19 protein-coding genes are annotated in these 23,415 nt (G+C 63.8%); 9 read left to right on the top strand and 10 right to left on the bottom strand.

What is annotated here, in order from left to right:
* Positions 1-31: 31 nt before the first annotated feature.
* The 7 genes from betA (at position 32) to yccS (ending at position 11,325) form a co-directional block, all read left to right on the top strand.
* Entirely contained in the window at positions 32-1,735 is a 1,704-nt protein-coding gene (betA, locus tag LXM55_RS27270; protein ID WP_233323239.1) for a choline dehydrogenase, read from the top strand.
* 222 nt (positions 1,736-1,957) lie between these two features.
* Positions 1,958-3,400: a TldD/PmbA family protein gene (locus tag LXM55_RS27265; RefSeq protein ID WP_233323238.1), complete on the top strand. Its 1,443-nt coding sequence runs from the start codon at positions 1,958-1,960 to the stop codon at positions 3,398-3,400.
* Complete coding sequence (locus LXM55_RS27260) at positions 3,400-4,737, top strand: TldD/PmbA family protein (RefSeq protein ID WP_233323237.1); 1,338 nt, start codon at positions 3,400-3,402, stop codon at positions 4,735-4,737. The genes LXM55_RS27265 and LXM55_RS27260 overlap by 1 nt, the downstream gene beginning before the upstream one ends.
* 74 nt (positions 4,738-4,811) lie before the next feature.
* Complete coding sequence (gene mdtD / locus LXM55_RS27255; RefSeq protein WP_233323236.1) at positions 4,812-6,242, top strand: multidrug transporter subunit MdtD; 1,431 nt, start codon at positions 4,812-4,814, stop codon at positions 6,240-6,242.
* 147 nt (positions 6,243-6,389) lie between these two features.
* Complete coding sequence (gene dbpA, locus LXM55_RS27250) at positions 6,390-7,727, top strand: ATP-dependent RNA helicase DbpA (protein WP_233323235.1); 1,338 nt, start codon at positions 6,390-6,392, stop codon at positions 7,725-7,727.
* A gap of 125 nt (positions 7,728-7,852) precedes the next feature.
* The gene (locus LXM55_RS27245; RefSeq protein WP_233323234.1) at positions 7,853-9,031 is read left to right on the top strand and encodes an NAD(P)/FAD-dependent oxidoreductase; all 1,179 of its coding nucleotides are present in this window, start codon (positions 7,853-7,855) and stop codon (positions 9,029-9,031) included.
* Positions 9,032-9,150: 119 nt separating this feature from the next.
* On the top strand, positions 9,151-11,325 hold the full coding sequence (yccS, locus tag LXM55_RS27240) for a YccS family putative transporter (protein ID WP_233323233.1): 2,175 nt from the start codon (positions 9,151-9,153) through the stop codon (positions 11,323-11,325).
* 70 nt (positions 11,326-11,395) lie between these two features.
* Here the strand turns inward: yccS and LXM55_RS27235 are convergent, their stop codons facing one another.
* The gene (locus LXM55_RS27235; RefSeq protein WP_233323232.1) at positions 11,396-12,133 is read right to left on the bottom strand and encodes a substrate-binding periplasmic protein; all 738 of its coding nucleotides are present in this window, start codon (positions 12,131-12,133) and stop codon (positions 11,396-11,398) included.
* A gap of 277 nt (positions 12,134-12,410) precedes the next feature.
* Here LXM55_RS27235 and LXM55_RS27230 point away from each other — a divergent pair, with 277 nt between their 5' ends.
* On the top strand, positions 12,411-12,863 hold the full coding sequence (locus LXM55_RS27230; protein WP_233323231.1) for a GNAT family N-acetyltransferase: 453 nt from the start codon (positions 12,411-12,413) through the stop codon (positions 12,861-12,863).
* Positions 12,864-12,866: 3 nt separating this feature from the next.
* On the opposite strand, the gene LXM55_RS27225 is transcribed toward LXM55_RS27230, so the two are convergent.
* Genes LXM55_RS27225 through LXM55_RS27215 form a run of 3 tightly spaced genes read right to left on the bottom strand, consistent with a single transcriptional unit; the run spans position 12,867 to position 15,865 of the window.
* On the bottom strand, positions 12,867-13,163 hold the full coding sequence (locus LXM55_RS27225; RefSeq protein WP_011063952.1) for a winged helix-turn-helix domain-containing protein: 297 nt from the start codon (positions 13,161-13,163) through the stop codon (positions 12,867-12,869).
* A gap of 23 nt (positions 13,164-13,186) precedes the next feature.
* Complete coding sequence (locus LXM55_RS27220; protein ID WP_233323230.1) at positions 13,187-13,699, bottom strand: M48 metallopeptidase family protein; 513 nt, start codon at positions 13,697-13,699, stop codon at positions 13,187-13,189.
* Positions 13,700-13,741: 42 nt separating this feature from the next.
* On the bottom strand, positions 13,742-15,865 hold the full coding sequence (locus LXM55_RS27215) for a putative bifunctional diguanylate cyclase/phosphodiesterase (protein ID WP_233323229.1): 2,124 nt from the start codon (positions 15,863-15,865) through the stop codon (positions 13,742-13,744).
* A 319-nt stretch (positions 15,866-16,184) separates the two neighbouring features.
* Here LXM55_RS27215 and LXM55_RS27210 point away from each other — a divergent pair, with 319 nt between their 5' ends.
* A complete protein-coding gene (locus LXM55_RS27210; RefSeq protein WP_233323228.1) occupies positions 16,185-16,856 on the top strand; it encodes a polysaccharide lyase family 7 protein in 672 nt (223 codons plus the stop codon).
* Positions 16,857-16,942: 86 nt separating this feature from the next.
* On the opposite strand, the gene fba is transcribed toward LXM55_RS27210, so the two are convergent.
* From fba to tkt, 6 genes are all read right to left on the bottom strand, one after another.
* On the bottom strand, positions 16,943-18,007 hold the full coding sequence (gene fba, locus LXM55_RS27205) for a class II fructose-bisphosphate aldolase (RefSeq protein WP_003229012.1): 1,065 nt from the start codon (positions 18,005-18,007) through the stop codon (positions 16,943-16,945).
* 198 nt (positions 18,008-18,205) lie between these two features.
* Complete coding sequence (locus LXM55_RS27200; RefSeq protein ID WP_011063956.1) at positions 18,206-18,535, bottom strand: MliC family protein; 330 nt, start codon at positions 18,533-18,535, stop codon at positions 18,206-18,208.
* A 60-nt stretch (positions 18,536-18,595) separates the two neighbouring features.
* A complete protein-coding gene (locus LXM55_RS27195) occupies positions 18,596-18,817 on the bottom strand; it encodes a hypothetical protein (RefSeq protein WP_233323227.1) in 222 nt (73 codons plus the stop codon).
* 32 nt (positions 18,818-18,849) lie between these two features.
* Positions 18,850-20,013: a phosphoglycerate kinase gene (locus tag LXM55_RS27190; protein WP_233323226.1), complete on the bottom strand. Its 1,164-nt coding sequence runs from the start codon at positions 20,011-20,013 to the stop codon at positions 18,850-18,852.
* Between the two features lie 17 nt (positions 20,014-20,030).
* Positions 20,031-21,110 carry an erythrose-4-phosphate dehydrogenase gene (gene epd / locus LXM55_RS27185; RefSeq protein WP_233323225.1) on the bottom strand — a complete coding sequence of 360 codons (1,080 nt, stop codon included), beginning with the start codon at positions 21,108-21,110 and terminating at the stop codon, positions 20,031-20,033.
* 153 nt (positions 21,111-21,263) lie between these two features.
* Positions 21,264-23,261 (bottom strand): transketolase, encoded by a 1,998-nt coding sequence (gene tkt, locus LXM55_RS27180; protein ID WP_233323224.1) that lies wholly within the window; start codon positions 23,259-23,261, stop codon positions 21,264-21,266.
* Between the last annotated feature and the right edge of the window lie 154 nt (positions 23,262-23,415).

Raw genomic sequence — 23,415 nt, 5'->3', positions numbered from 1 at the left:
TTGAGGCTTGCAGCTCCCCACGGAGGCTCCAATGGCCCAAGAATACGATTACATCATCATCGGTGCCGGCTCGGCCGGTAACACCCTGGCGACCCGTCTGACTGAAGACGAAGGCGTCACCGTCCTGCTGCTGGAAGCCGGCGGCCCGGACTACCGTTTCGACTTCCGTACCCAGATGCCGGCGGCACTGGCCTTCCCACTGCAAGGCCGACGCTACAACTGGGCCTACGAGACCGACCCAGAGCCACACATGGACGGCCGGCGCATGGAATGCGGTCGCGGCAAGGGCCTGGGCGGCTCGTCGCTGATCAACGGCATGTGCTACATCCGCGGCAACGCCATGGACTACGACGGCTGGGCCAAACTGCCGGGCCTGGAAGACTGGACCTACCTGGACTGCCTGCCGTATTTCCGCAAGGCGGAAACCCGTGACATCGGCGCCAACGACTACCATGGCGGCGAAGGCCCGGTCAGCGTGACCACGCCCAAAGCCGGCAACAACCCGCTGTTCCACGCCATGGTCGAAGCCGGCGTGCAAGCCGGTTACCCACGTACCGAAGACCTGAACGGCTACCAGCAGGAAGGCTTCGGTCCGATGGACCGTACCGTGACCCCCAAAGGCCGTCGTTCCAGCACCGCCCGCGGCTACCTGGACACCGCCAAGAAGCGTTCGACCCTGACCATCGTCACCCACGCCCTGACCGACAAGATTCTCTTCGACGGCAAGCGCGCCGTGGGCGTGAGCTACCTGCAAGGCAGCACCGAAGAGCGCGTGGAAGCCCGCGCCCGCAAGGAAGTCATCGTCAGCTCCGGCGCCATTGCTTCGCCACAGTTGCTGCAACGCTCCGGCGTAGGCCCGCGGGCCCTGCTGGAAAGCCTGGACATCCCGGTGGTCCACGACCTGCCGGGCGTCGGCGAGAACCTGCAGGACCACCTGGAACTGTACCTGCAGTACGCCTGCACCCAGCCGGTATCGCTGTACCCATCGCTGCTGTGGTGGAACCAGCCGGCCATCGGTGCCGAGTGGCTGTTCAACGGCACCGGCATAGGCGCCAGCAACCAGTTCGAAGCCGGCGGTTTCATCCGTACGCGCGAAGAGTTCGAGTGGCCGAACATCCAGTACCACTTCCTGCCGGTGGCGATTAACTACAACGGCAGCAACGGCGTGCAGGAGCACGGTTTCCAGGCGCACATGGGCTCCATGCGCTCGCCGAGCCGTGGTCGCGTGCAGCTCAAGTCCAAGGACCCGCGCCAGCACCCGAGCATCCTCTTCAACTACATGGCCACCGAGCAGGACTGGCAGGAATTCCGCGACGGCATCCGCCTGACCCGGGAAATCATGCAGCAGCCAGCCCTGGATGCCTTCCGCGGTCGCGAACTCAGCCCGGGCATCGAGGTGCAGACCGATGAGCAACTGGACAAGTTCATCCGCGAACACGCCGAGACCGCGTTCCACCCATCCTGCTCGTGCAAGATGGGCACCGACGACATGGCCGTAGTCGATAACCAAGGCCGCGTGCACGGCATGCAGGGCCTGCGCGTAGTGGACGCCTCGATCATGCCGATCATCACCACCGGCAACCTCAACGCACCGACGATCATGATGGCCGAGAAAATCGCCGACAAGATCCGTGGTCGTCAGCCGCTGCCTCGCAGCAAGGCCGCCTACTACGTGGCCGGCGGCGCCCCGGTACGTGGCAAGCCAATGCGCGACATTACCCCGACCGCGCAGTAAGCCGTACGGGCGCCGACTGCAACGGTCGGCGCCCTTTTTACCTCCCCACGCATTTCCTCCCCGCCCAGGCCAGGACAGCGTCCTTGATCGCAGCCTTCGGCAGCGGCTACAGTTCTGCAACCTGTACATTCCCTGCGCGCCCAAGCCCGTCGACACCTATACCTGTATCCGTTCGCTGGCCAAACGCGCCGGCCGGCTATCGCGCCTCACAAGGAGGTCCCCATGTTCGACTTTCACCCCCAGCTCAAGCAGCGCTTCGCTGCCTTGCGCACGGGCGCCGAATTCTTTTCCCTGCGGTATGTACGCGAGTCGGACCAGTACCTGTCGGTGCGCAAGAATATTGCCGAGCCGCCGAGCCTGGGCCGTGACGAAGGGGCGATGCTGACCGTGCGGGTGCGCGGCGTGGAAGCGTATGCCGCCACCAACGACCTGTCGCAACGTGGCCTGCAGGCGGCCCTCGAGCGTGCCGAGCAACAGGCTCGGGTGATTGCCGCCCACGCCCTGCTGGACCTGCGCGAGCAGCCGGTGTCCAGCGACCGCGCGGACTACCTTTCGCCGAACCTGGAGCACGCTTTCCCGTCCCTCAGCGACTGCTACCAGTTGCTGGGCGATGAATCGGCCTCGGTGCCCAAGGATGAACGCCTGGTGAACTGGCAGGTGGGCATCGGCGTGACCCAGGTCGAGCAGATCTACCTCAACAGCGCCGGCGCCGAGCTGCGCCAGGCCCAGCGTTTCGTCTACCCGGGCCTGGACGTGACCGCCTACGACGGCAGCGACAGCCAGACCCGCAGCCTGGGCCGGGAGAACTTCGGCCAGCAGGGCGCCGGCGATGTGATCAGCCGTTGCGGCCTGCTGGGCGCCGCGCCACGGGTGGCCGACCAGGCGCTGCAGTTGCTGCTGGCGCCGAACACCCCACAGGGCCCGCGGGACCTGCTGCTGATGCCGGACCAGATGATGCTGCAGATCCACGAGTCCATCGGCCACCCCCTGGAGCTGGACCGCATCCTCGGCGACGAACGCAACTACGCCGGCACCAGCTTCGTCAAACAGGAAGACTTCGGCCGCCTGCTATACGGCTCCTCGCTGCTCAACGTGACCTTCGACCCACAGATCCCCGAGGAACTGGCCAGCTACGGCCATGACGACGATGGCAGCGCCGCCAGCAAACAGTTCCTGATCCGCGAAGGCCTGCTGGTACGACCACTGGGCAGCGCCCTGTCGCAATACCGCAGCGGCCTCGACGGCGTCGCCAACAGCCGCGCCAGCAGCTGGAACCGCGCACCGATCGACCGCATGGCCAACCTCAATATCGAACCCGGCGACCAGCCCCTGGAACGCCTGATCGGGCAGATCGAGCACGGCATCCTGATGTCCACCAACCGTTCCTGGTCCATTGACGATGCGCGCAACAAGTTCCAGTTCGGCTGCGAATGGGGCCAGTTGATCGAAAACGGCGAACTCAAGGGCGTGGTCAAGAACCCCAACTACCGGGGCATTTCCGCGCAGTTCTGGCGCAACCTCAGCGCGGTGGGCGATCGCAGCACCTTCCAGGTCCTGGGCACGCCCAACTGCGGCAAGGGCGAACCCAACCAGGTGATCCGCGTGGGCCACGCTTCGCCGGCCTGCGTATTCAGCAAGATTGACGTATTCGGAGGAGACGCCTGATGACCAGGACGACGAATCAGGCCGAGCCGTTCAAGGCATTGGTGCAGTGGCTCAAGGACGCGCTGCGTGAGACCGAGCAATTCACCCTGAGCTACGCCGCCGAAGCCTCGGAGTTCATCCGTTTCAACCACGCCAAGGTCCGCCAGGCCGGGCAGGTGCAGCAGGCCAGCGTGCATTTCAAGCTGATCGATAACGGCCGCCACGCCGACCTCAGCATGACCCTGAGCAACGACCCCGAGGTGGATCGCCAGCGCCTGGCCGAGGCCTTGCAGCAACTGCGCGAGACCCTGCCGCTGCTGCCGGTAGACCCGTACCTGATGCTCAACCACACCCATTGGCACAGCCAGCACGTCCAGGAGCATCCGCTGCCCGGCAGCGAGCAGGTGGTCGAGGAAATCGGCCGCGCCGGCGCCGGCCTGGACCTGGTGGGCATCTATGCTGCGGGGCCCATCAGCCGCGGCTTCGCCAGCTCCAGCGGGGCATTCGGCTGGCATCAGGCCAACAGCTTCAACTTCGACTTCAGCCTGTTCCACGACAACGGCGAGGCGGTGAAAGCCAGCTACGCCGGGCACGCGTGGGACAGCCAGGCCTTTGCCCTGCGCTTCCAGCAGGCCCGGGAGCAGTTGCAGTTCCTCGGCCGGCCCTTGCGGACCCTGCCGCCAGGACAATACCGCGCCTACCTGGCACCCGCGGCGCTCGAGGAAATCATGGGCATGCTGGCCTGGGGCGGTTTCTCGGCCCAGTCGATTGCCAGCAAGCACAGCCCGTTGCAGAAACTCTACGCCGGCGACGCCGCCCTGAACCCCCTGGTGTCACTCGACGAACAGGTCAGCGGCTCCCTGAGCCCGGCGTTTTCCGACGAAGGCTACCCACGCAGCGACCTGTCGCTGATTGCAGCGGGTAGCGCCAATGCGCAGCTGATCAACTCCCGCAGCGCCGCCGAGTACGGCCTGACCGCCAACGGCGCCGGCAGCGGCGAATACCCCAGCGCGCTGAACATGGCGGCGGGCCAGCTGTCCCAGCAGGAGATCCTCAAGCAACTGGGCACCGGGCTGTACATCAGCAACCTGTGGTACCTGAACTACTCGGACCTGCCGGCGGCGCGCCTGACCGGCATGACCCGCTTCGCCACCTTCTGGGTGGAAAACGGCGAGATCCAGGCCCCGGTCAGCACCATGCGCTTCGATGACAGCGTCTACAGCCTGCTGGGCTCGCAGCTGGAAGCCCTGACCGAACAGCGGGAGCTGCTGCTGTCGGCCAGCACCTACGGCCAGCGCCAGACCGCCTCGATGCACCTGCCCGGAGCGCTGATCAGCCGCCTGACCCTGACCCTGTGAAATCAGCCTCAAGCTGCAAGCCACAAGCTTGCAGCTTGAAGCTGACAACTTGTCGCTGCCCTTGCTGAGGTCCCATGCCAGAACGCCCGCCTCTCGACGCTACCACCGCCCGCTGGGTGCCCTGGGTAGTGGCCATCGCCTTCTTCATGCAATCGCTGGACGGCACCATCCTCAACACGGCGCTGCCGGCCATGGCCAAGGACCTGGCGGAAGACCCGCTGCGCATGCAGGGGGTGATCATCGCCTACATGCTCACCGTGGCCCTGCTGATTCCGGCGTCCGGCTGGATCGCCGACCGCTTCGGCACCAAGAAGATCTTCTTCGGCGCCATCTTGCTGTTCAGCATCGGTTCCCTGCTGTGCGCGATGTCCAACACCCTGTCCCAGCTGATCGGCGCCCGGGTGATCCAGGGCCTGGGCGGCGCGCTGATGCTGCCGGTGGGGCGGCTGGTGGTGTTGCGGGCCTACCCGCGTTCGGAGCTGGTCCGGATCATGGGCTTCATCACCATCCCCGGGCTGCTGGGGCCGCTGATCGGCCCGACCATGGGCGGCTGGATGGTGCAGTACCTGACCTGGCACTGGATCTTCCTGATCAACCTGCCGGTGGGGGCCGTCGGCTGCTACGCGGTGTGGCGTTTCATCCCCGACCTGCGCGGCAGTGAACGCACGCGCTTCGACAGCCTGGGTTTCCTGCTGTTCGGCGCGGCGATGGTGCTGATCACCATCGCCATGGAAGGCCTGGGGGAACTGCACCTGCCGCACTTGCGGGTGATGCTGCTGCTGTTTGGCGGGCTGGCCTGCCTGGCCGCCTACTGGTTGCGTGCGGTGCACACCGACAACCCGCTGTTCGCGCCGTCGCTGTTCAAGGTGCGGACCTTTGCCGTGGGCATCCTCGGCAACCTGTTCGCCCGCCTGGGCAGTGGCGCCCTGCCGTTCCTGGTGCCGCTGCTGCTGCAAGTGGCGCTGGGTTATTCACCGTCCCAGGCGGGGATGAGCATGTTGCCCCTGGCGGCCGCGGCCATGCTGGCCAAGTCCATCGCCCGGCCACTGATCGAACGCCTGGGCTACCGCATCGTGCTGACCGGCAACACCCTGGCCCTGGGCATGATGCTGGCGAGCATGGGGCTGGTCAGCGAACAGACGCCCTATCCGCTGCTGCTGGGCATGCTGGCGGTACTGGGGGCGATCAACTCGCTGCAGTTCACCGCGATGAACACCGTGACCCTGATCGACCTCGACGACGCGGCCGCCAGCAGCGGCAACAGCCTGCTGTCGGTGGTGGCGCAACTGTCCCTGAGCCTTGGGGTGGCCTGTGCCGGGGCACTGCTGGGCGGCTTCACCGCACAAGTGGGCAATGACGGCGTGGACACCGTGCTCGGCGCCTTCCAGCTGACGTTCCTCACCGTGGGCATCATGGCGATGCTGGCGGCGGCGATCTTCCTCCAGCTGTCGCCCACCGATGGCCGCCGCGCGCGCAAGGTCGAGGAACAGCACATCGAGCATTGAGCAGCGGCAAGCGGCCAGTGTGGTTGCTCGTCCAGAATTTGCAGGTTGGGGGAGCGGGACTGATACACTGCGCGACATTTTGTTTTGCAGGCCAGTCCCGTGACCACCATTGCCACCGCTTTTAATACTTTGCCCCTGTCTCCCGCCATGCTGGCTAACCTCGACTCCCTCGGTTATGCCCAGATGACGCCGATCCAGGCGCAAAGCTTGCCGGTGATTCTCAAGGGCATGGACCTGATCGCCCAGGCCAAGACCGGCAGCGGCAAGACCGCGGCCTTCGGCATCGGCCTGCTGAACCCGATCAACCCGCGCTACTTCGGCTGCCAGGCGCTGGTGATCTGCCCGACCCGCGAGCTGGCCGACCAGGTGGCCAAGGAAATCCGTCGCCTGGCCCGCGCCGAAGACAACATCAAGGTCCTGACCCTGTGCGGCGGCGTGTCCTTCGGCCCGCAGATCGCCTCTCTGGAGCACGGTGCGCACATCATCGTCGGCACCCCGGGGCGTATCCAGCAACACCTGCGCAAGGGTTCGCTGGTGCTTGATGGCCTGAACACGCTGATCCTCGACGAAGCCGACCGCATGCTCGACATGGGTTTCTACGACGCCATCGAAGACATCATCGAGCAGACCCCGTCGCGCCGGCAGACCCTGCTGTTCTCCGCCACGTACCCGGTGGGCATCAAGCAACTGGCGTCGAAATTCATGCGTGATCCGCAGACGGTGAAAGCCGAAGCGTTCCACGACGACACGCAGATCGAACAGCGTTTCTACGAGATTTCCCCGGAAGAACGCATGAGCGCAGTGACCAAAGTCCTGCACCACTTCCGCCCGGCCTCCTGCGTCGCTTTCTGCTTCACCAAGCAGCAGGTGCAGGAAACCGTCGATCACCTGACCTCCAAAGGCATTTCCGCCGTCGGCCTGCACGGCGATCTGGAACAGCGTGACCGCGATCAGGTGCTGGCGATGTTCGCCAACCGCAGTACGTCGGTACTGGTCGCCACCGACGTGGCCGCCCGTGGCCTGGACATCGATGCGCTGGACATGGTGATCAACGTCGAGCTGGCCCGCGATTCGGAAATCCACATTCACCGCGTTGGCCGTACCGGTCGCGCTGGCGAAAAAGGCATCGCGGTCAGCCTCGTCGCACCGTCCGAAGCCCATCGCGCGCAAGCCATCGAGCAGTTGCAGAAAACCCCGCTGAACTGGGATCAGGTCGACAACCTCAAGTCACAGGGCGGCGCCCCGCTGCAGCCACCGATGAGCACCCTGTGCATCGCTGGCGGGCGCAAGGACAAAGTGCGTCCGGGCGATATTCTCGGTGCACTGACTGGCGACGCCGGTATCCCGGGCGCCCAGGTCGGCAAGATTGCGATCTTCGACTTCCAATCGTATGTGGCGGTTGAACGCACCGTGGTCATGCAGGCGCTGCAGCGTTTGAACAACGGCAAGATCAAGGGCCGTTCGCTGCGCGTGCGCGTCCTCTAACCCCACCGTCCCTGTAGGAGCGAGCTTGCTCGCGATAGCGTCCGAACAGCCGACATCGAGGTTGAACCCGGCACCGTTATCGCGAGCAAGCTCGCTCCTACACAAATTTGTGCGAGGACACCGTTTTGCGTTCTACCGAAGTCGTGATCATCGGCGCTGGCGCCGCCGGGCTGATGTGCGCCCTGACCGCTGCCGGCCGGGGCCGCCAGGTGCTGCTGCTGGACCACGCCAACAAGGCCGGCAAGAAGATCCTGATGTCCGGTGGCGGCCGCTGCAATTTCACCAACATGTACACCGAGCCGGCCAACTTCCTTTCGCAGAACCCGCACTTCTGCAAATCGGCCCTGGCCCGCTACACCCAGTGGGACTTCATCGGCCTGGTGGCCAAGCACGGCGTGCCCTACCACGAGAAGAAACTCGGCCAGCTGTTCTGCGATAACAAGTCCAGCGACATCCTCGGCATGCTCCTCGACGAGTGCGAGCAGGTCGGGGTCGAGCTGCGCCTGGACACCTCGATCCAGCAGATCGAGAAGCTTGAGTCCGGCTACCTGCTGCAGACCACCCTGGGCGCGGTGCAGTGCCAGTCCCTGGTGATCGCCACCGGCGGCCTGTCGATCCCGACCCTGGGCGCCACCGGCTTCGGTTATCAAGTGGCCAGGCAATTCGGCCACGAGCTGCTGCCAACCCGCGCCGGCCTGGTGCCGTTCACCATCACCGACCAGCTCAAGGCGTTGTGCGGCGAGCTGTCGGGCACCTCGGTGGACTGCCTGGTGAGCTGCAACGAGCAGAGTTTCCGCGAGAACATCCTCTTCACTCACCGTGGCCTCAGTGGTCCGGCGATCCTGCAGATTTCGTCCTATTGGCAGCCCGGCGATACCGTCGAGATCAACCTGCTGCCGGACCACGACGCCCTGGGCTGGCTGCAACAGCAGCAGGCCGAGCGCCCCAACAGCGAACTGAAAACCCTGCTGGGGGAGATCTTCACCAAGAAGATGGCCGGCCTGCTGGCCGAGCACTGGTTCGTCTCCAAGCCGATGAAGCAATACACCCCGGCGGAGCTGGCGGACGTGGCGCAGAAGCTCGGCAGCTGGCAGCTGGTGCCGGCGGGCACCGAAGGCTACCGCACCGCCGAAGTGACCCTGGGCGGGGTCGACACTCGCGAAGTGTCGTCCAAGACCATGGAATCGCTGAAGAGCCCGGGGCTGTATTTCATCGGTGAAGTGCTGGACGTCACCGGCCACCTGGGCGGCTTCAACTTCCAGTGGGCCTGGGCCTCGGGCTACGCGGCGGCGCAATACGTCTGAGCCGGGTGGCAAGGGGCCGATGAGGAACGGATTTTGCTCAAGGATGTGACGGCGGCATTGCGCCGTCGTCAATACTGGCTCAATTTAGCTGCATCGCCCCGGAAGGCCTGTCCCACTCCATGTCATCGACTTCTTTTCGTCAGTCTCTGCGCCGCCTCTGGGCGCTGGATAAATTCAGCTACAGCGTGCGGGTGTTCATCGCCCTGACCGGCAGCATGGCACTGTGCTGGTATCAGGATGAAATGGGCCTGCTGATCCCGCTGTTTCTCGGCATCATCGCCAGCGCCCTGGCGGAAACCGACGACAGCTGGCAGGGCCGGCTCAATGCCCTGGCCGTGACCCTGGTGTGCTTCAGCATCGCCGCGCTGTCGGTGGAGCTGCTGTTCCCCTACCCCTGGATCTTCGCCATCGCCCTGGCCCTGGCCAGCTTCGGCCTGACCATGCTCGGGGCGCTGGGCGAACGTTATGGCGCCATTGCCTCGGCGACCCTGATTCTCTCGGTCTACACCATGATCGGCGTGGACCAGCGCGGCGGCGCGGTGATCGACTTCTGGCACGAGCCGGTGCTGCTGGTGGCCGGCGCCGCCTGGTACGGCCTGCTCTCGGTGCTGTGGCAGGCGCTGTTTTCCAACCAGCCGGTGCAGCAGAGCCTGGCCCGGCTGTTTCGCGAGCTGGGTTTCTACCTCAAGCTCAAGGCGTCGCTGTTCGAGCCGATCCGCCAGCTGGATGTAGAAGCCCGGCGCCTGGAGCTGGCCCAACAAAACGGTAAGGTGGTGGCGGCCCTCAACGCGGCCAAGGAGATCATCCTGCACCGGGTCGGCAATGGTCGGCCGGGGTCGAAGGTCAGTCGCTACCTGAAGCTGTATTTCCTTGCCCAGGACATCCACGAGCGCGCCAGTTCGTCCCACTACCCGTACAACGCCCTGGCCGATGCCTTCTTCCACAGCGACGTGCTGTTCCGCTGCCAGCGCCTGCTGCGCCAGCAGGGCAAGGCTTGCCGCGCGCTGGCGGAATCCATCCAGTTGCGCCAGCCATTCGTCTATGACGCCAGCTTCGCCGAAGCCCTGAGCGACCTGCATGCCTCCCTGGAACACTTGCGCATCCAGAGCAACCCGGCCTGGCGCGGGCTGTTGCGTTCGCTGCGGGCCCTGGCGGCGAACCTCGGCACCCTCGACCGCCTGCTCAGCGACGCCAGCAACCCCGACGCCCTGGCCGACGCCACCGACAGCAGCCTGCTGGACCGCTCGCCACGCAACCTCAAGGATGTCTGGACCCGCCTGCGCACCCAGCTGACGCCCACTTCGCTGCTGTTCCGCCATGCCCTGCGCCTGCCCCTGGCGCTGAGCATCGGCTATGGCATGGTGCACCTGATCCACCCGTCCCAGGGCTACTGGATCATCCTCACCACGCTGTTCGTCTGCCAGCCCAACTACGGCGCCACCCGGCGCAAGCTGGGCCAAAGGATCGTCGGCACGGCCATCGGCCTGACGCTGGCCTGGGCGCTGTTCGACCTGTTCCCGAGCCCCCTGGTGCAGTCGTTGTTCGCCATCGCTGCCGGGGTGGTGTTCTTTACCAACCGCACCACCCGCTACACCCTGGCCACGGCCGCCATCACCCTGATGGTGCTGTTCTGCTTCAACCAGGTGGGCGACGGTTATGGGCTGTTCCTGCCGCGGCTGTTCGATACCCTGCTGGGCAGCCTGATCGCCGGGCTGGCGGTGTTCCTGTTCCTGCCGGATTGGCAGGGCCGGCGCCTGAACCAGGTGCTGGCCAACACCCTGACCTGCAACAGCATCTATCTGCGCCAGATCATGCAGCAGTACGCCGCCGGCAAGAGCGACGACCTGGCCTACCGCCTGGCCCGGCGCAACGCCCACAACGCCGATGCGGCGCTGTCCACCACCCTGGCCAACATGCTCATGGAGCCGGGGCATTTCCGTAAGGAGGCCGACGTGGGTTTCCGCTTCCTGGTGCTGTCCCACACCCTGCTCAGCTACTTGTCGGGCCTGGGCGCGCACCGGGAAACCCGGCTGCCGGACGATGTTCGCGAGCACTTGATCGAAGGCGCCGGGGTCAGCCTGGCGGCCAGCATCGACGAGATTGCCCAGGGCCTGGCCAACAAGACCCCGATCGATATCCAGAGCGATGCCGAAGAAGCGCTGGCCAATGAGCTGGAGCAGATGCCGGATGAGATCGACGAAGGCCAGCGTCTGGTGCAGACCCAGCTGGCGCTGATCTGTCGCCAACTGGGCCCGCTGCGAACCCTGGCGGCGCACCTGATCAAGGCAGCTTAAGAGCAGCGGCAAGCTTCAAGCCACAAGCGGCAAGAGCTGCGCGAACGGCTCTAGCTTGGCGCTGCCCCTCTTACATGCCGTGCTGACGCAACAGGCGGTCGTAGCTGCCGTCGGCTTTCATGGCGGCAATTTCCTGGTCGAACCGGGCCACGATCTGCGCGTGCTCGGGGTTCTTCAGGCTGACCAGGATATGCAGGCTGTTCTCGCTCAGAGGCTTGGGCAGGAATTCCACGGCGTTGCGTACCCGCGGTGATTCACGGGCCAGGTAGTAGCGCGCCACGTACTCGTCTTCCAGGGTCAGCTTGACCCGATCCGCCGCCAGCATGCGCACGGCCATGGCGAAGTTGTGCACCGGGACTTTCTGCAGGTCCGGGTCGTTGTCGAACTCCGGTGAATAGGCGTAGCCGCGCACCACCGCCACCGGGTACTCATGCAGTTGCTTGAGGTTGGTGTATTCCAGCGGGGCGTCCTTGCGCTTGATGAAGCGCACACGGTTGATCATGTATTCCGCGGAAAACTGCCCCAACTGGGTGCGTTCTTCGTTGTACCAGGCGTTGACCAGCACGTCGTAGCGCCCCTCGCCGATACCCAGCAGGGCCCGGGCCCAGGGCACCTGTTCGAATTCGCTGGAATAGCCCGCGCGTGCCAGAGCGGTACTGACAATATCGGTGGCCACGCCACCATTGACCAATGTCGCGTCGGTGAAGGGGGGCCAGGCATCGGCGACCAGCCGCAGCTTCTGTGCAAAAGCGCTCTGGTCCAGCAACAGCAATCCGATCAAGGCCAAAGCTCGATGCAGTCGCAGCATGCTAATAGATCCTTAGCGGGCCCAGGGCCCGGCGCGTTCCAGCCCACACTCAAGGGTTACGGCCTGCTCGGTGCAGGTCGGCCCAGATCCTAACATTAGCTCATCCGAACTCATGCACAGGCCTGGAAAACAGATTACACAAAGAAGGCAAATACCAGTGAGCTGAGTAATGGCATTTTGACCTAACTCACAGAAACAATTTCTCCGTGACTGCCGACAAGACATCCCGAAGCGATGTGCTTACTATTTCGCGCAGCCTTCAATACAGGATAAAAAAATGACCATCGAATGGGTCTGCAAGCATCACACCGACTTGGGCAAGGAGCAGTTGTACGCGATTCTGCAATTGCGCACCGAAGTCTTTGTCGTGGAACAGAAATGCCCCTATCAAGAGGTCGACGGCCGTGACCTGGAAGGCGATACCTGCCACCTGATGGCCTGGGACGGTGACCGGCTAGTGGCTTACCTGCGCCTGCTGGACCCCATCTCCCAGGGCGGTGACGTGGTCATTGGCCGCGTGGTCATCGCTGAACAGGCACGTGGCCAGGGGCTGGGCCACACCCTGATGGAACAGGCACTGAAGCAGGCCGAACGGCATTGGCCCGAAACCCCGATCTACCTCTCGGCCCAGGCTCACTTGCAGGCCTACTACAGCCGCTACGGTTTCGTGGTGGCGGGCGAGGAATACCTGGAAGACGATATTCCGCACATCGGCATGCGCCGGCCCTGAGCCTCAGGGATAGCCCAGCACGGCCTTGATCTGCCGCAGGTTGGGCTCGATCCAGCCCTTGTCGATGGCGCCCCAGTTGTGAATCCGATAGCGCCCGGCATGGTTGCGCGCGCCGTCCTGCTGCTCGAACTCGCAGAGGATATCCAGGTCCGCCAGGGCGGCGATGGTGTCCTGGGCGGTGCGCCGCGGCATGCCGGTGACTTCGGTGAGCGCCGGCACGCTGCTGGCCAGGCCGCTGTCGATCAGGTACGCCACATACAGGCGGCGGTAGAAACTGCTCTTGGTCTTGCTCACATCCATCGCCCACTCCTTGTGTTCAGGGGTTAATCCGCCGATCCCGGCCTGGCTTGCAGGTCGCGCCAGGTCAGGTAGACCCGCAGGTCGAATTCCAGCTGGTGATAGCCCGGCAGCATATGCTCGCAGAGCTTGTAGAACGCCTTGTTGTGATCGGATTCCTTGAAGTGCGCCAGTTCGTGCACCACGATCATCCGCAAGAACTCCGGCGCCGCCTCCTTGAACAGCGAGGCGATGCGGATCTCTTTCTTGGCCTTGAGCTTGCCGCCCTGCACCCGGGACACCGTGGTGTGCAGGCCCAGGGCACGGTGGGTCAGGTCCAGGCGGTTGTCGAACAGCACCTTGTCGATGGCTGGCGCATTGCGCAGGTATTCCTGCTTCAACTCCAGAGCGTAGCTGTACAACGCCTTGTCGCTCTGCACCGCGTGCCTGCCCGGGTAACGCTGGCTCAGGTAATCGCCCAGGCGCTGTTCAGCGATCAACTGACGCACTTGCTGCTGCAAGGCGACGGGATAGGCCTGGAGGTATTTGAGTGCGGTCATGAAGGGGCAACGCAAGGCGTAAAGGGCGCCAGTGTAGCGAATTCAGGCCTGTAGCGCGCTCCAGTCAAACGGCTGGGCAAACTGGCTGGCGGTGTTGGCGGTCAGCGGGCGAGCCACCAGGAAACCCTGCACATACTCGCAGCCGTTGGCCTTGAGCCATTCGTATTGCTCGAGGGTTTCCACGCCCTCGGCGATGACCAGCAGGTTGAACTGATTGCACAGGTCGATCACGCAGCGAGCGATGGCGGCGTCCCGTGGCGAGGTCAGCAGCCGGGCGATCAGGTGCCGGTCGAGCTTGAGGGTATCCAGTTGCAGGTCGCGCAAGTAGGCCAGGCAGCAGCTGCCCGAGCCGAAGTCATCCAGGGCCACCCGCACCCCCAGTTGATGCAGTTGCTGCAGTTGCTTGCGGGTCTCGTCCAGGTTATGGGTCAAGGCGGCCTCGGTGACCTCCACTTCCAGCTGGCGCGGTTGCAGGCCATAGCGCAACAACACCTGGCGCAACTCGGCCACCAGGTTGGGCATGCCGAACTGGGTGGCGCTGAGGCTGACGCCGAGCACCAGCTCCGGGTTGAACACTTGTTCCCAGTCCTTGCGCTGGGCCGCGCCCTGTTGATAGATCCAACTGCCCAGGCGACTGATCAGCCGCGCCTCTTCAAGCAAGGGCAGGAACAAGCCCGGCGGCACATCGCCAACGCTGGGATGACGCCAGCGCAGCAAGGCTTCAAAGCCGCGCAAACGCCCATCGGCGATCGCCACCTGAGGCTGATAGACCAGGGTGAACTCCTTGCGCTCGACCGCGCTGCGCACGCTTTCCTCGAGCATCAGCCGGGAACGCGCGCGGCCATTCATCTCATGGTCGTAGTAGCGGTACTGCTGGCGGCCGGCGCGCTTGGCTTCATACATGGCGACATCCGCGGCGCGCAACAGGCCGTCCAGATTCGAGCCGCAGTCGGGATAGATGGCAATGCCGATACTGGCCCCGAGCACCACTTCCAGGCCATCGATCTGCTGGGTGATGGACAGCCGCTCGATCAGCCGCTCGGCGACTTTCGCCGCCTGCTCGGGAAAGCTCAGCTCCAGCAATGCAGTGAATTCATCGCCGCCCATGCGCCCGAGAATGTCGAAAGAATGCAGGCACTCCTTCAGTTGTTCGGACACCCAACGCAGCACCCGGTCGCCGATGTCATGCCCCAGGGAATCATTGACCCGCTTGAAGCCGTCGAGATCCAGATAGAGCAGGACCAGGGTCTTTCCCGAACGGTCGCTGCGCAGCAGGATGCTCTCGACGGTCTGGTAGAAGCCACGGCGGTTGAGCAGGCCGGTCAGCGGGTCGGTCACGGCCTGGTATTCCAGCTGCTGATGCAGGTGGCGCACTTCGGACATGTCCAGCAGGGTGACCACCATCGCCTTCTGCTCACTGGGCAACGGCGCGCAGGACAGCGCCACACTGATCTGCTGGCCCGGCACGGTGCGCAACAGGGCGTCGTGCAGGCGGAAGGTTTCCCCTCGGCGATAGCAGGCGTAGAGCTCGGAGTCACTCCAGCTGGGAACGTGGGGCTTTTGCAGGTAGTCGAGAAAGGCCGAGCCTTCCAGCTCCTTGACCTGGGCGTTGAGCAGACGCGAGACCGCCGGGTTGGCGAAACGCACACGGCCGTCCTCGTCCACCACCAGGATGCCTTCGGCGGCGTTGTCCAGCACCGAAGCATTGAACGCTCGCGCCACTTCCAGATCGTGGCTCAGGTGCTGCAGGGCCCGGCGATTGCGCTGATGCTCCAGCAGGGCCTGGACCTTGGGCTTGAGGATCTGCGGGTCGAAAGGCTTGAACAGATAGTCCACCGCACCGCTGGCATAGCCCTTGATCACAGCGTCCTGGGACTGTTCGTTCGCGGTCAGGAAGATGATCGGGGTCAGCCGGGTACGCTGGCTGCCGCGCATCAACCGAGCCACTTCGAAACCATCCATGCCAGGCATCTGCACGTCCAGCAGGACCAGGTCCACTTCATGCTCAAGCAACAGGCCGAGGGCTTCGATCCCCGAGGCGGCGGTCATCACCTGCCAATCCTGGCGCTGCAACAATGCGCGCATGCTCAGCAGGTTTTCAGGATAGTCATCGACGATCAGAAGAGTAGAGTGGCCTTCGGCTGCCTCTGGTTGCACGCATTCCATGCTGCTTCTCTTGTCTGTAATAAGACTGAACTGGTGTGAAAACCTGACAAAGATTATGGAATCACTCTAGACCCGGATCCTCAAAAGCAGTAGCTGTCATCACGCCATCACTTCGTCAATGGACTCGACTCCCGACTAACGGTCACAGATTTGCCGCATAAAAGCCGCGATAGATGGCATTTCGACATTTTGCTGACGTCATATATCCGCCATACGGAGCCCTCCAGCGGCCGCTTCTGAGCTATAAAGACGCCCTAAGAAGCGCAGGCTAAAGCCTTCGGCAACCTGCACCAGCCACGCCCTTGCGGAATCAGCGACCATGATCGACCTGGCAACCTGGAACCTCAGCATTCCTGTCGGCAGCCCCCCGACAACCATTGACACCCCAACCCTGGTCAAGGGTTTCAAGGACCGGTATTTCCACTCCGACACCGGCACTCTGTTCTTCTGGTCCCCGGTCACCGGCTCGAAAACCGAGAACGCCATCTACCCGCGCACCGAGCTGCGCGAAACCTATGCCAACGGCACCTTGCGCAACTGGACCTACCCCGAAGCCGACAACCTGCTGTACGCGACCCTGGCGGTGAATCAGGTGCCCTCGTCGGGCAAGGTCGTCATCGGCCAGATCCACGCCTACAACAGCACCAAGCCCCTGGTGAAGGTCGAGTACCAGTACAAGACCAGCAAGGGCAGCGGCAACATCGTGGCCAAGGTGCGCCTGCACCCGGATGACAAGGAAGGCCGCGTCATCAGCATCGCCGAGAACGTCCCCATGAACCGGGAGTTTTCCTACCTGATCCACCTCAGCCCGGGCGGCGCCCTGGGCATCAGCGCCGCCGGCTACCAGTGGGACAGCCAACTGAGCGCGAGCTGGCGCAACAAACCGCTGTACTTCAAGGCCGGGGTCTACGTACAGGACAACACCGGCTACACCAGCGAAGGCGGCAAGGTGACCTTTTCCAAGCTGGACATCGACCACAACAAAATCTGAACACCCTCCTCTTGCCGGCGAAGGCAGGAATGGCGGGCACAAAAAAGCCCGCATCGCTGCGGGCTTTTTCGAAGGGGCGCTAAGGCTTAGTTGACCTTGGCGTTCAGCTCGCCCTTGAGGTAGCGCTGGAACATCGCTTCCAGGGAGATCGGCTTGATCTTCGAAGCGTTGCCGGCAGTACCGAAGGCTTCGTAACGGGCAATGCACACATCGCGCATGGCGGTGACGGTCGCACCGAAGAATTTACGCGGGTCGAATTCGCTCGGGTTGGTGGCCATCAGGCGGCGCATGGCACCGGTGGACGCCAGGCGCAGGTCGGTGTCGATGTTGACCTTGCGCACGCCGTACTTGATGCCTTCGACGATTTCTTCAACCGGCACGCCGTAGGTTTCTTTGATGTCGCCGCCGTACTGGTTGATGATCGCCAGCCACTCTTGCGGAACCGAAGACGAACCGTGCATCACCAGGTGGGTGTTGGGGATGCGCTTGTGGATTTCCTTGATGCGGTCGATGGCCAGCACGTCGCCGGTAGGCGGCTTGGTGAACTTGTAGGCGCCGTGGCTGGTGCCGATGGCGATGGCCAGGGCGTCGACCTGGGTCTTCTTGACGAAGTCCGCGGCTTCTTCCGGGTCGGTCAGCATCTGGCTGTGATCCAGCACGCCTTCGGCGCCGATGCCGTCTTCTTCACCGGCCATGCCGGTTTCCAGGGAACCCAGGCAGCCCAGCTCGCCTTCCACCGACACGCCGCAGGCGTGGGCCATGGCCACGGTCTGCTGGGTGACGCGCACGTTGTATTCGTAGTCGGTCGGGGTCTTGCCGTCTTCGCCCAGCGAGCCGTCCATCATGACCGAGGAAAAGCCCAGCTGAATGGAACGCTGGCACACATCGGGGCTGGTGCCGTGGTCCTGGTGCATGCACACCGGGATATGCGGGAACTCTTCGATGGCAGCCAGGATCAGGTGGCGCAGGAACGGTGCACCGGCGTATTTGCGGGCGCCGGCCGAAGCCTGGACGATCACCGGGGAGTCAGTCTTGTCAGCGGCTTCCATGATGGCGCGCATCTGCTCAAGGTTGTTGACGTTGAAGGCTGGAACGCCGTAGCCGAATTCGGCTGCGTGGTCCAGCATCTGGCGCATGCTGATGAGTGCCATTGTGTGTGTCTCTCCCGGTCGAGGGTCGTTAATCGTGCAAGCCTGCCGTAGCGGCGACTGCTATTCAAGTGATTGCAGATCGGGGGTCAGCCCGCTCTGTTCTGTCCGTTACAACTAAATCCGTGGCGCCTCGCAGGAGCCGGCGTGCCGGCGAAAGGGCCTCACAGATCAAGGCCACCTTCGCTGGCAAGCCAGCGCCTACATGGCCTTGCAGCCGCGGCCGATCAGGTCGTTGGTGGCAACCCAGTAGACCAGGCCCTCCTCGCCCTTGACGTGGAACGCCAGCATGTCGTCGCTGTACAGCGAACCCGAGCCACTGGGTTCAAGCTTCAGGCGGCGCACCTGGTCGTCACCGCCCAGGCGTACGTCGACCGCCTTGCGGCTGTCGTCGGTGTAGCGCCACAGCACCTGGGCCTGGCTGTCGCAGGTCCAGGTCGTCCAGTTGTCGGTGGTCGGCGACTTGAGCAGGTTCAAGTTGGCGCAACCGGCCAACAAGCCCAGCATCGCCACGGCGATCAAACCTTTCATCGATGTTCCTCGGCTGGCGGCCCACAGGCCCCGGCGCGTTGCGTTAACCCATCTGACCCGTCAAGGGCAACCCTGTTCCCTGGCCTTTGACGGTGTCTCGTACTTCTCCAGGCCCTCAGGGCCCAGGCGCTTGTTGATCACGGGCGCCGTCTCGGCTTGCCAGTCGGCCTGGTAACAGCCTTTCTGCGCCTCGCCGGCATCCTCCGCGGGCGTTGCCTTGGGGGCACTGGAGCACCCCGCCAGCAAGCCCACGGCGATCAACCATGACAACGTCTTGACCATCAGAACACTCCTTTGCCTGGCCAATCGAGGCTTCAGGCCTTGGCCCGGGCTTCCAGGACTTCAACCGCCGGCAGCACCTTGCCCTCGACGAACTCGAGGAACGCGCCACCACCGGTAGAAATGTAGGAGATCTGCTGGGCCACGCCATACTTGTCGATGGCCGCCAGGGTGTCGCCACCGCCCGCGATGGAGAACGCGGCGCTGTCGGCGATGGCCTGGGCCAGCACTTGGGTGCCGTTGCCGAACTGGTCGAATTCGAACACGCCCACCGGACCGTTCCAGAGAATGGTCTTGGAGGACTTCAGCAGCTCGGCGAACTGCGCGGCGGTCTGTGGGCCGATGTCGAGGATCATGTCGTCAGCGGCCACTTCGGCGATCAGCTTGACGGTAGCCGCGGCGCTCTCGGCGAACTCCTTGGCCACCACCACGTCCACTGGCAGCGGCACGCTGACCTTGGCGGCGATGGCGCGGGCGGTGTCCAGCAGGTCCGGCTCGTACAGCGATTTGCCCACCGGATGCCCGGCAGCAGCGAGGAAGGTGTTGGCGATGCCGCCACCCACGATCAGTTGGTCGCAGATCTGGCTCAGGCTGTTGAGCACGTCCAGCTTGGTGGACACCTTAGAACCGGCAACGATGGCGGCCATCGGCTTGGCCGGGTTGCCCAGGGCCTTGCCCAGCGCATCCAGCTCAGCGGCCAGCAGCGGACCTGCGGCGGCCACTTTGGCGAACTTGGCCACGCCGTGGGTCGAGCCCTCGGCGCGGTGCGCGGTGCCGAAAGCGTCCATCACGAACACGTCGCACAGGGCGGCGTATTGCTGGGCCAGTTCGTCGGCGTTCTTTTTTTCGCCCTTGTTGAAGCGCACGTTCTCGAACAGCACGATGTCACCGGCCTTGACCTCGACACCACCCAGGTAGTCGGCCACCAGCGGCACTTCACGCCCCAGGGCACGGCTCAGGTAATCGGCCACCGGCTTGAGGCTGTTCTCGGCGGAGAACTCGCCTTCGGTCGGGCGGCCCAGGTGCGAGCAGACCATCACAGCCGCGCCTTTTTCCAAGGCCAGCTTGATGGTCGGCAGCGAAGCCAGGATCCGCGCATCGCTGGTGACAACACCGTCCTTGACTGGGACGTTGAGGTCTTCGCGGATCAGCACACGCTTACCTTGCAGATCGAGGTCGGTCATCTTCAACACGGTCATGGGTCGCAATTCCTGGGTTACTGTTGTTCAGAAACAGAGAGTTTAGTGGCAGAGCGTGGAGTGGCTGTTTGAAGGTAGTGCCCAGCAACATCCAGCATCCGGTTGGCAAAGCCCCATTCGTTGTCGAACCAGGCCAGGATGTTCACCAGCCGGGGGCCGGAAACACGGGTCTGACTGGCATCGACGATCGCCGAATGGGGGTCATGATTGAAATCACAGCTGGCGTGAGGCAGCTCGGTATAGGCCAGCAGGCCCTTGAGCGGACCGCTGGTGGCGGCCTCGCGCAGGATCCGGTTGACCTCGCCGGCGTCGGTATCGCTCACGGTCTGCATCGTGATATCGAGGCAGGACACGTTGACCGTCGGCACCCGCACTGCTTTGGCCTGGATTCGCCCGGCAAGTTCCGGCAACAGACGTTCGATACCCCGCGCCAGACCGGTGGACACCGGAATCACCGACTGGAAGGCCGAACGGGTGCGGCGCAGGTCTTCGTGGTGATAGGCGTCGATCACCGGCTGATCGTTCATCGCCGAGTGAATGGTGGTGATCGACACGTACTCCAGGCCAACGGCCTGATCCAGCAGGCGCAACAGCGGCACGCCGCAGTTGGTGGTGCAGGAGGCGTTGGACACCAGCAGCTCGGCGCCGGTCAGGCAATCCTGATTGACCCCGTAGACGATGGTGGCGTCGACATCCGCCTCGCTGGCCATCGGCTGGGAGAACAGCACTCGCGGCGCGCCGGCGTCGAGGAAACGCTGGCCGTCTTCGCGGGTGTGGTAGGCACCGGAGCATTCCAGCACCAGATCGACGTCCAGGGACGCCCAATCGATGCCTTCAGGGGTAGCACTGCGCAGTACTTTCACGCAGTTGCCATTGATATGCAGACAATCGCCGTCGACCTTCACCTCACCGGGAAACCGCCCGTGGGTGGAGTCGAAGCGTGTCAGGTATTCGACACTGGCCATGTCGGCCAGATCGTTGATGGCCACGATCTCGAACCCGGCCGCAGCCCCTCGCTCGAACAGAGCACGCAAGACGCAACGACCAATCCGGCCGTAGCCGTTGAGTGCAACTTTATAGGGACGCGGTTGAGGCATGGGGTTCTCGATGACCGGTGATGAAACCGTCAGCTTCGTGCTGCCTGCGCCATCGTCATCGCGAGCAAGCTCGCTCCCACAAGGACGGTAAACATCCCTGCAGGAGCGAGCTTGCTCGCGATTGCGTCAGTGCAGACAACCCTGCTTCCGGGTTTAGTCTTCCAGCAGTTCTTCGGCCTGGCCCAGGATGTTGTCCAGGGTGAAACCGAACTCTTCGAACAGGGCCGGCGCAGGCGCCGACTCGCCGTAGGTGGTCATGCCGATCACGCGGCCTTCCAGACCGACGTACTTGTACCAGAAGTCGGCGTGGGCAGCTTCGATGGCGATCCGCGCGCTGACCTGCAGCGGCAGCACCGACTGCTTGTAGCCTGCATCCTGGGCGTCGAACACGCTGGTGCACGGCATGGAAACCACACGCACCTTGCGGCCCTGCTCGGTCAGCTTGTCGAAAGCCTGAACCGCCAGGCCCACTTCCGAACCGGTGGCGATCAGGATCAGCTCCGGCTCGCCCGCGCAGTCCTTCAGCACATAGCCACCGCGGCTGATGTCGGCGATCTGGCCGGCATCGCGGGTTTGATGCTGCAGGTTCTGGCGGGAGAAGATCAGCGCCGATGGGCCGTCCTTGCGCTCCAGGGCGTATTTCCAGGACACCGCCGATTCCACGGCATCGGCCGGGCGCCAGGTGTCGAGGTTCGGGGTGGTGCGCAGGCTGGTCAGTTGCTCGATCGGCTGGTGGGTCGGGCCGTCTTCGCCCAGACCGATGGAGTCGTGGGTGTAGACGTGGATCACCCGCTGCTTCATCAGCGCCGACATGCGCACCGCGTTGCGAGCGTATTCCATGAACATCAGGAAGGTCGCGCCGTAAGGCACCAGGCCGCCGTGCAGGGCCACGCCGTTCATGATGGCGGTCATGCCGAACTCGCGCACGCCGTAGTACATGTAGTTGCCGCTGGCGTCTTCAGCGCTGACGCCCTTGCAGCCTTTCCACAGGGTCAGGTTGGAACCGGCCAGGTCAGCCGAACCGCCGAGGAACTCGGGCAGCAGAGGACCGAAGGCGTTCAGGGTGTTCTGGCTGGCTTTACGGCTGGCGATGGTTTCGCCCTTGGCCGCCACTTCAGCGATATAGGCGTTGGCCTTCTCGGCGAAGTCCGCTGGCAGATCACCGGCGAGGCGACGCACCAGTTCGTTGGCTTCGGTCGGGAATGCGGCGGAGTAGGCAGCGAAGCGCTGATCCCACTCGGCTTCCACGGCGCGGCCGGCTTCCTTGGCGTCCCACTCGGCGTAGATGTCGGCCGGGATTTCGAACGGGCCATGGTTCCATTTCAACGCGGCGCGGGTCAGGGCGATTTCCTCGGCACCCAGTGGCGCGCCGTGGCAGTCTTCCTTGCCCTGCTTGTTCGGCGAACCGAAACCGATGGTGGTCTTGCAGCAGATCAGGGTCGGCAGCGGGCTCTTGCGCGCGGTGTCGATGGCCGTCTTGATCTCTTCCGGATCGTGGCCGTCGACATTGCGGATCACCTGCCAGTTGTAGGCTTCGAAACGCTTCGGCGTGTCGTCGGTGAACCAGCCTTCGACTTCGCCGTCGATGGAGATGCCGTTGTCATCGTAGAAGGCAATCAGCTTGCCCAGGCCCAGGGTACCGGCCAGGGAAGCGACTTCGTGGGAAATGCCTTCCATCATGCAGCCATCACCCAGGAACACATAGGTGTGGTGATCGACGATGTTGTGGCCTGGACGGTTGAACTGCGCCGCCAGGACTTTTTCCGCCAGGGCGAAACCCACGGCGTTGGCCAGGCCCTGACCCAGTGGGCCAGTGGTGGTTTCCACGCCCGGGGTGTAGCCGAATTCAGGGTGGCCCGGGGTGCGGCTGTGCAGTTGGCGGAAACTTTTCAGGTCATCGATCGACAGGTCGTAGCCGGTCAGGTGCAGCAGCGAGTAGATCAACATCGAGCCATGACCATTGGACAGCACGAAGCGGTCACGGTCGGCGAAAGATGGATTGCTCGGGTTGTGCTTCAGGTAGTCACGCCAAAGTACTTCGGCGATATCCGCCATACCCATAGGGGCACCTGGATGGCCGCTGTTGGCTTTTTGCACGGCATCCATGCTGAGGGCACGAATGGCGTTGGCACGCTCACGACGGCTGGGCATCGCTGATCTCCTGGGGATTGAATAAAACGAAACGGAAAAAAGGCCTGCATTTTCCCTCAGGCGTCTGACGGGGGCAATGACAGATAGTCACTCAGGCATGTTTTTCCCTCGCTCAGGGGCACAATCCACTGATTTAACGCCGCTCGCCATTCGT

The sequence above is a fragment of the Pseudomonas sp. Au-Pse12 genome, from assembly GCF_021341665.1.
In the GTDB taxonomy this organism is placed as follows: domain Bacteria; phylum Pseudomonadota; class Gammaproteobacteria; order Pseudomonadales; family Pseudomonadaceae; genus Aquipseudomonas.
The sequence above is the reverse complement of the archived record's forward strand: the minus strand, read 5'-3'. Positions and strand labels throughout refer to the sequence as shown.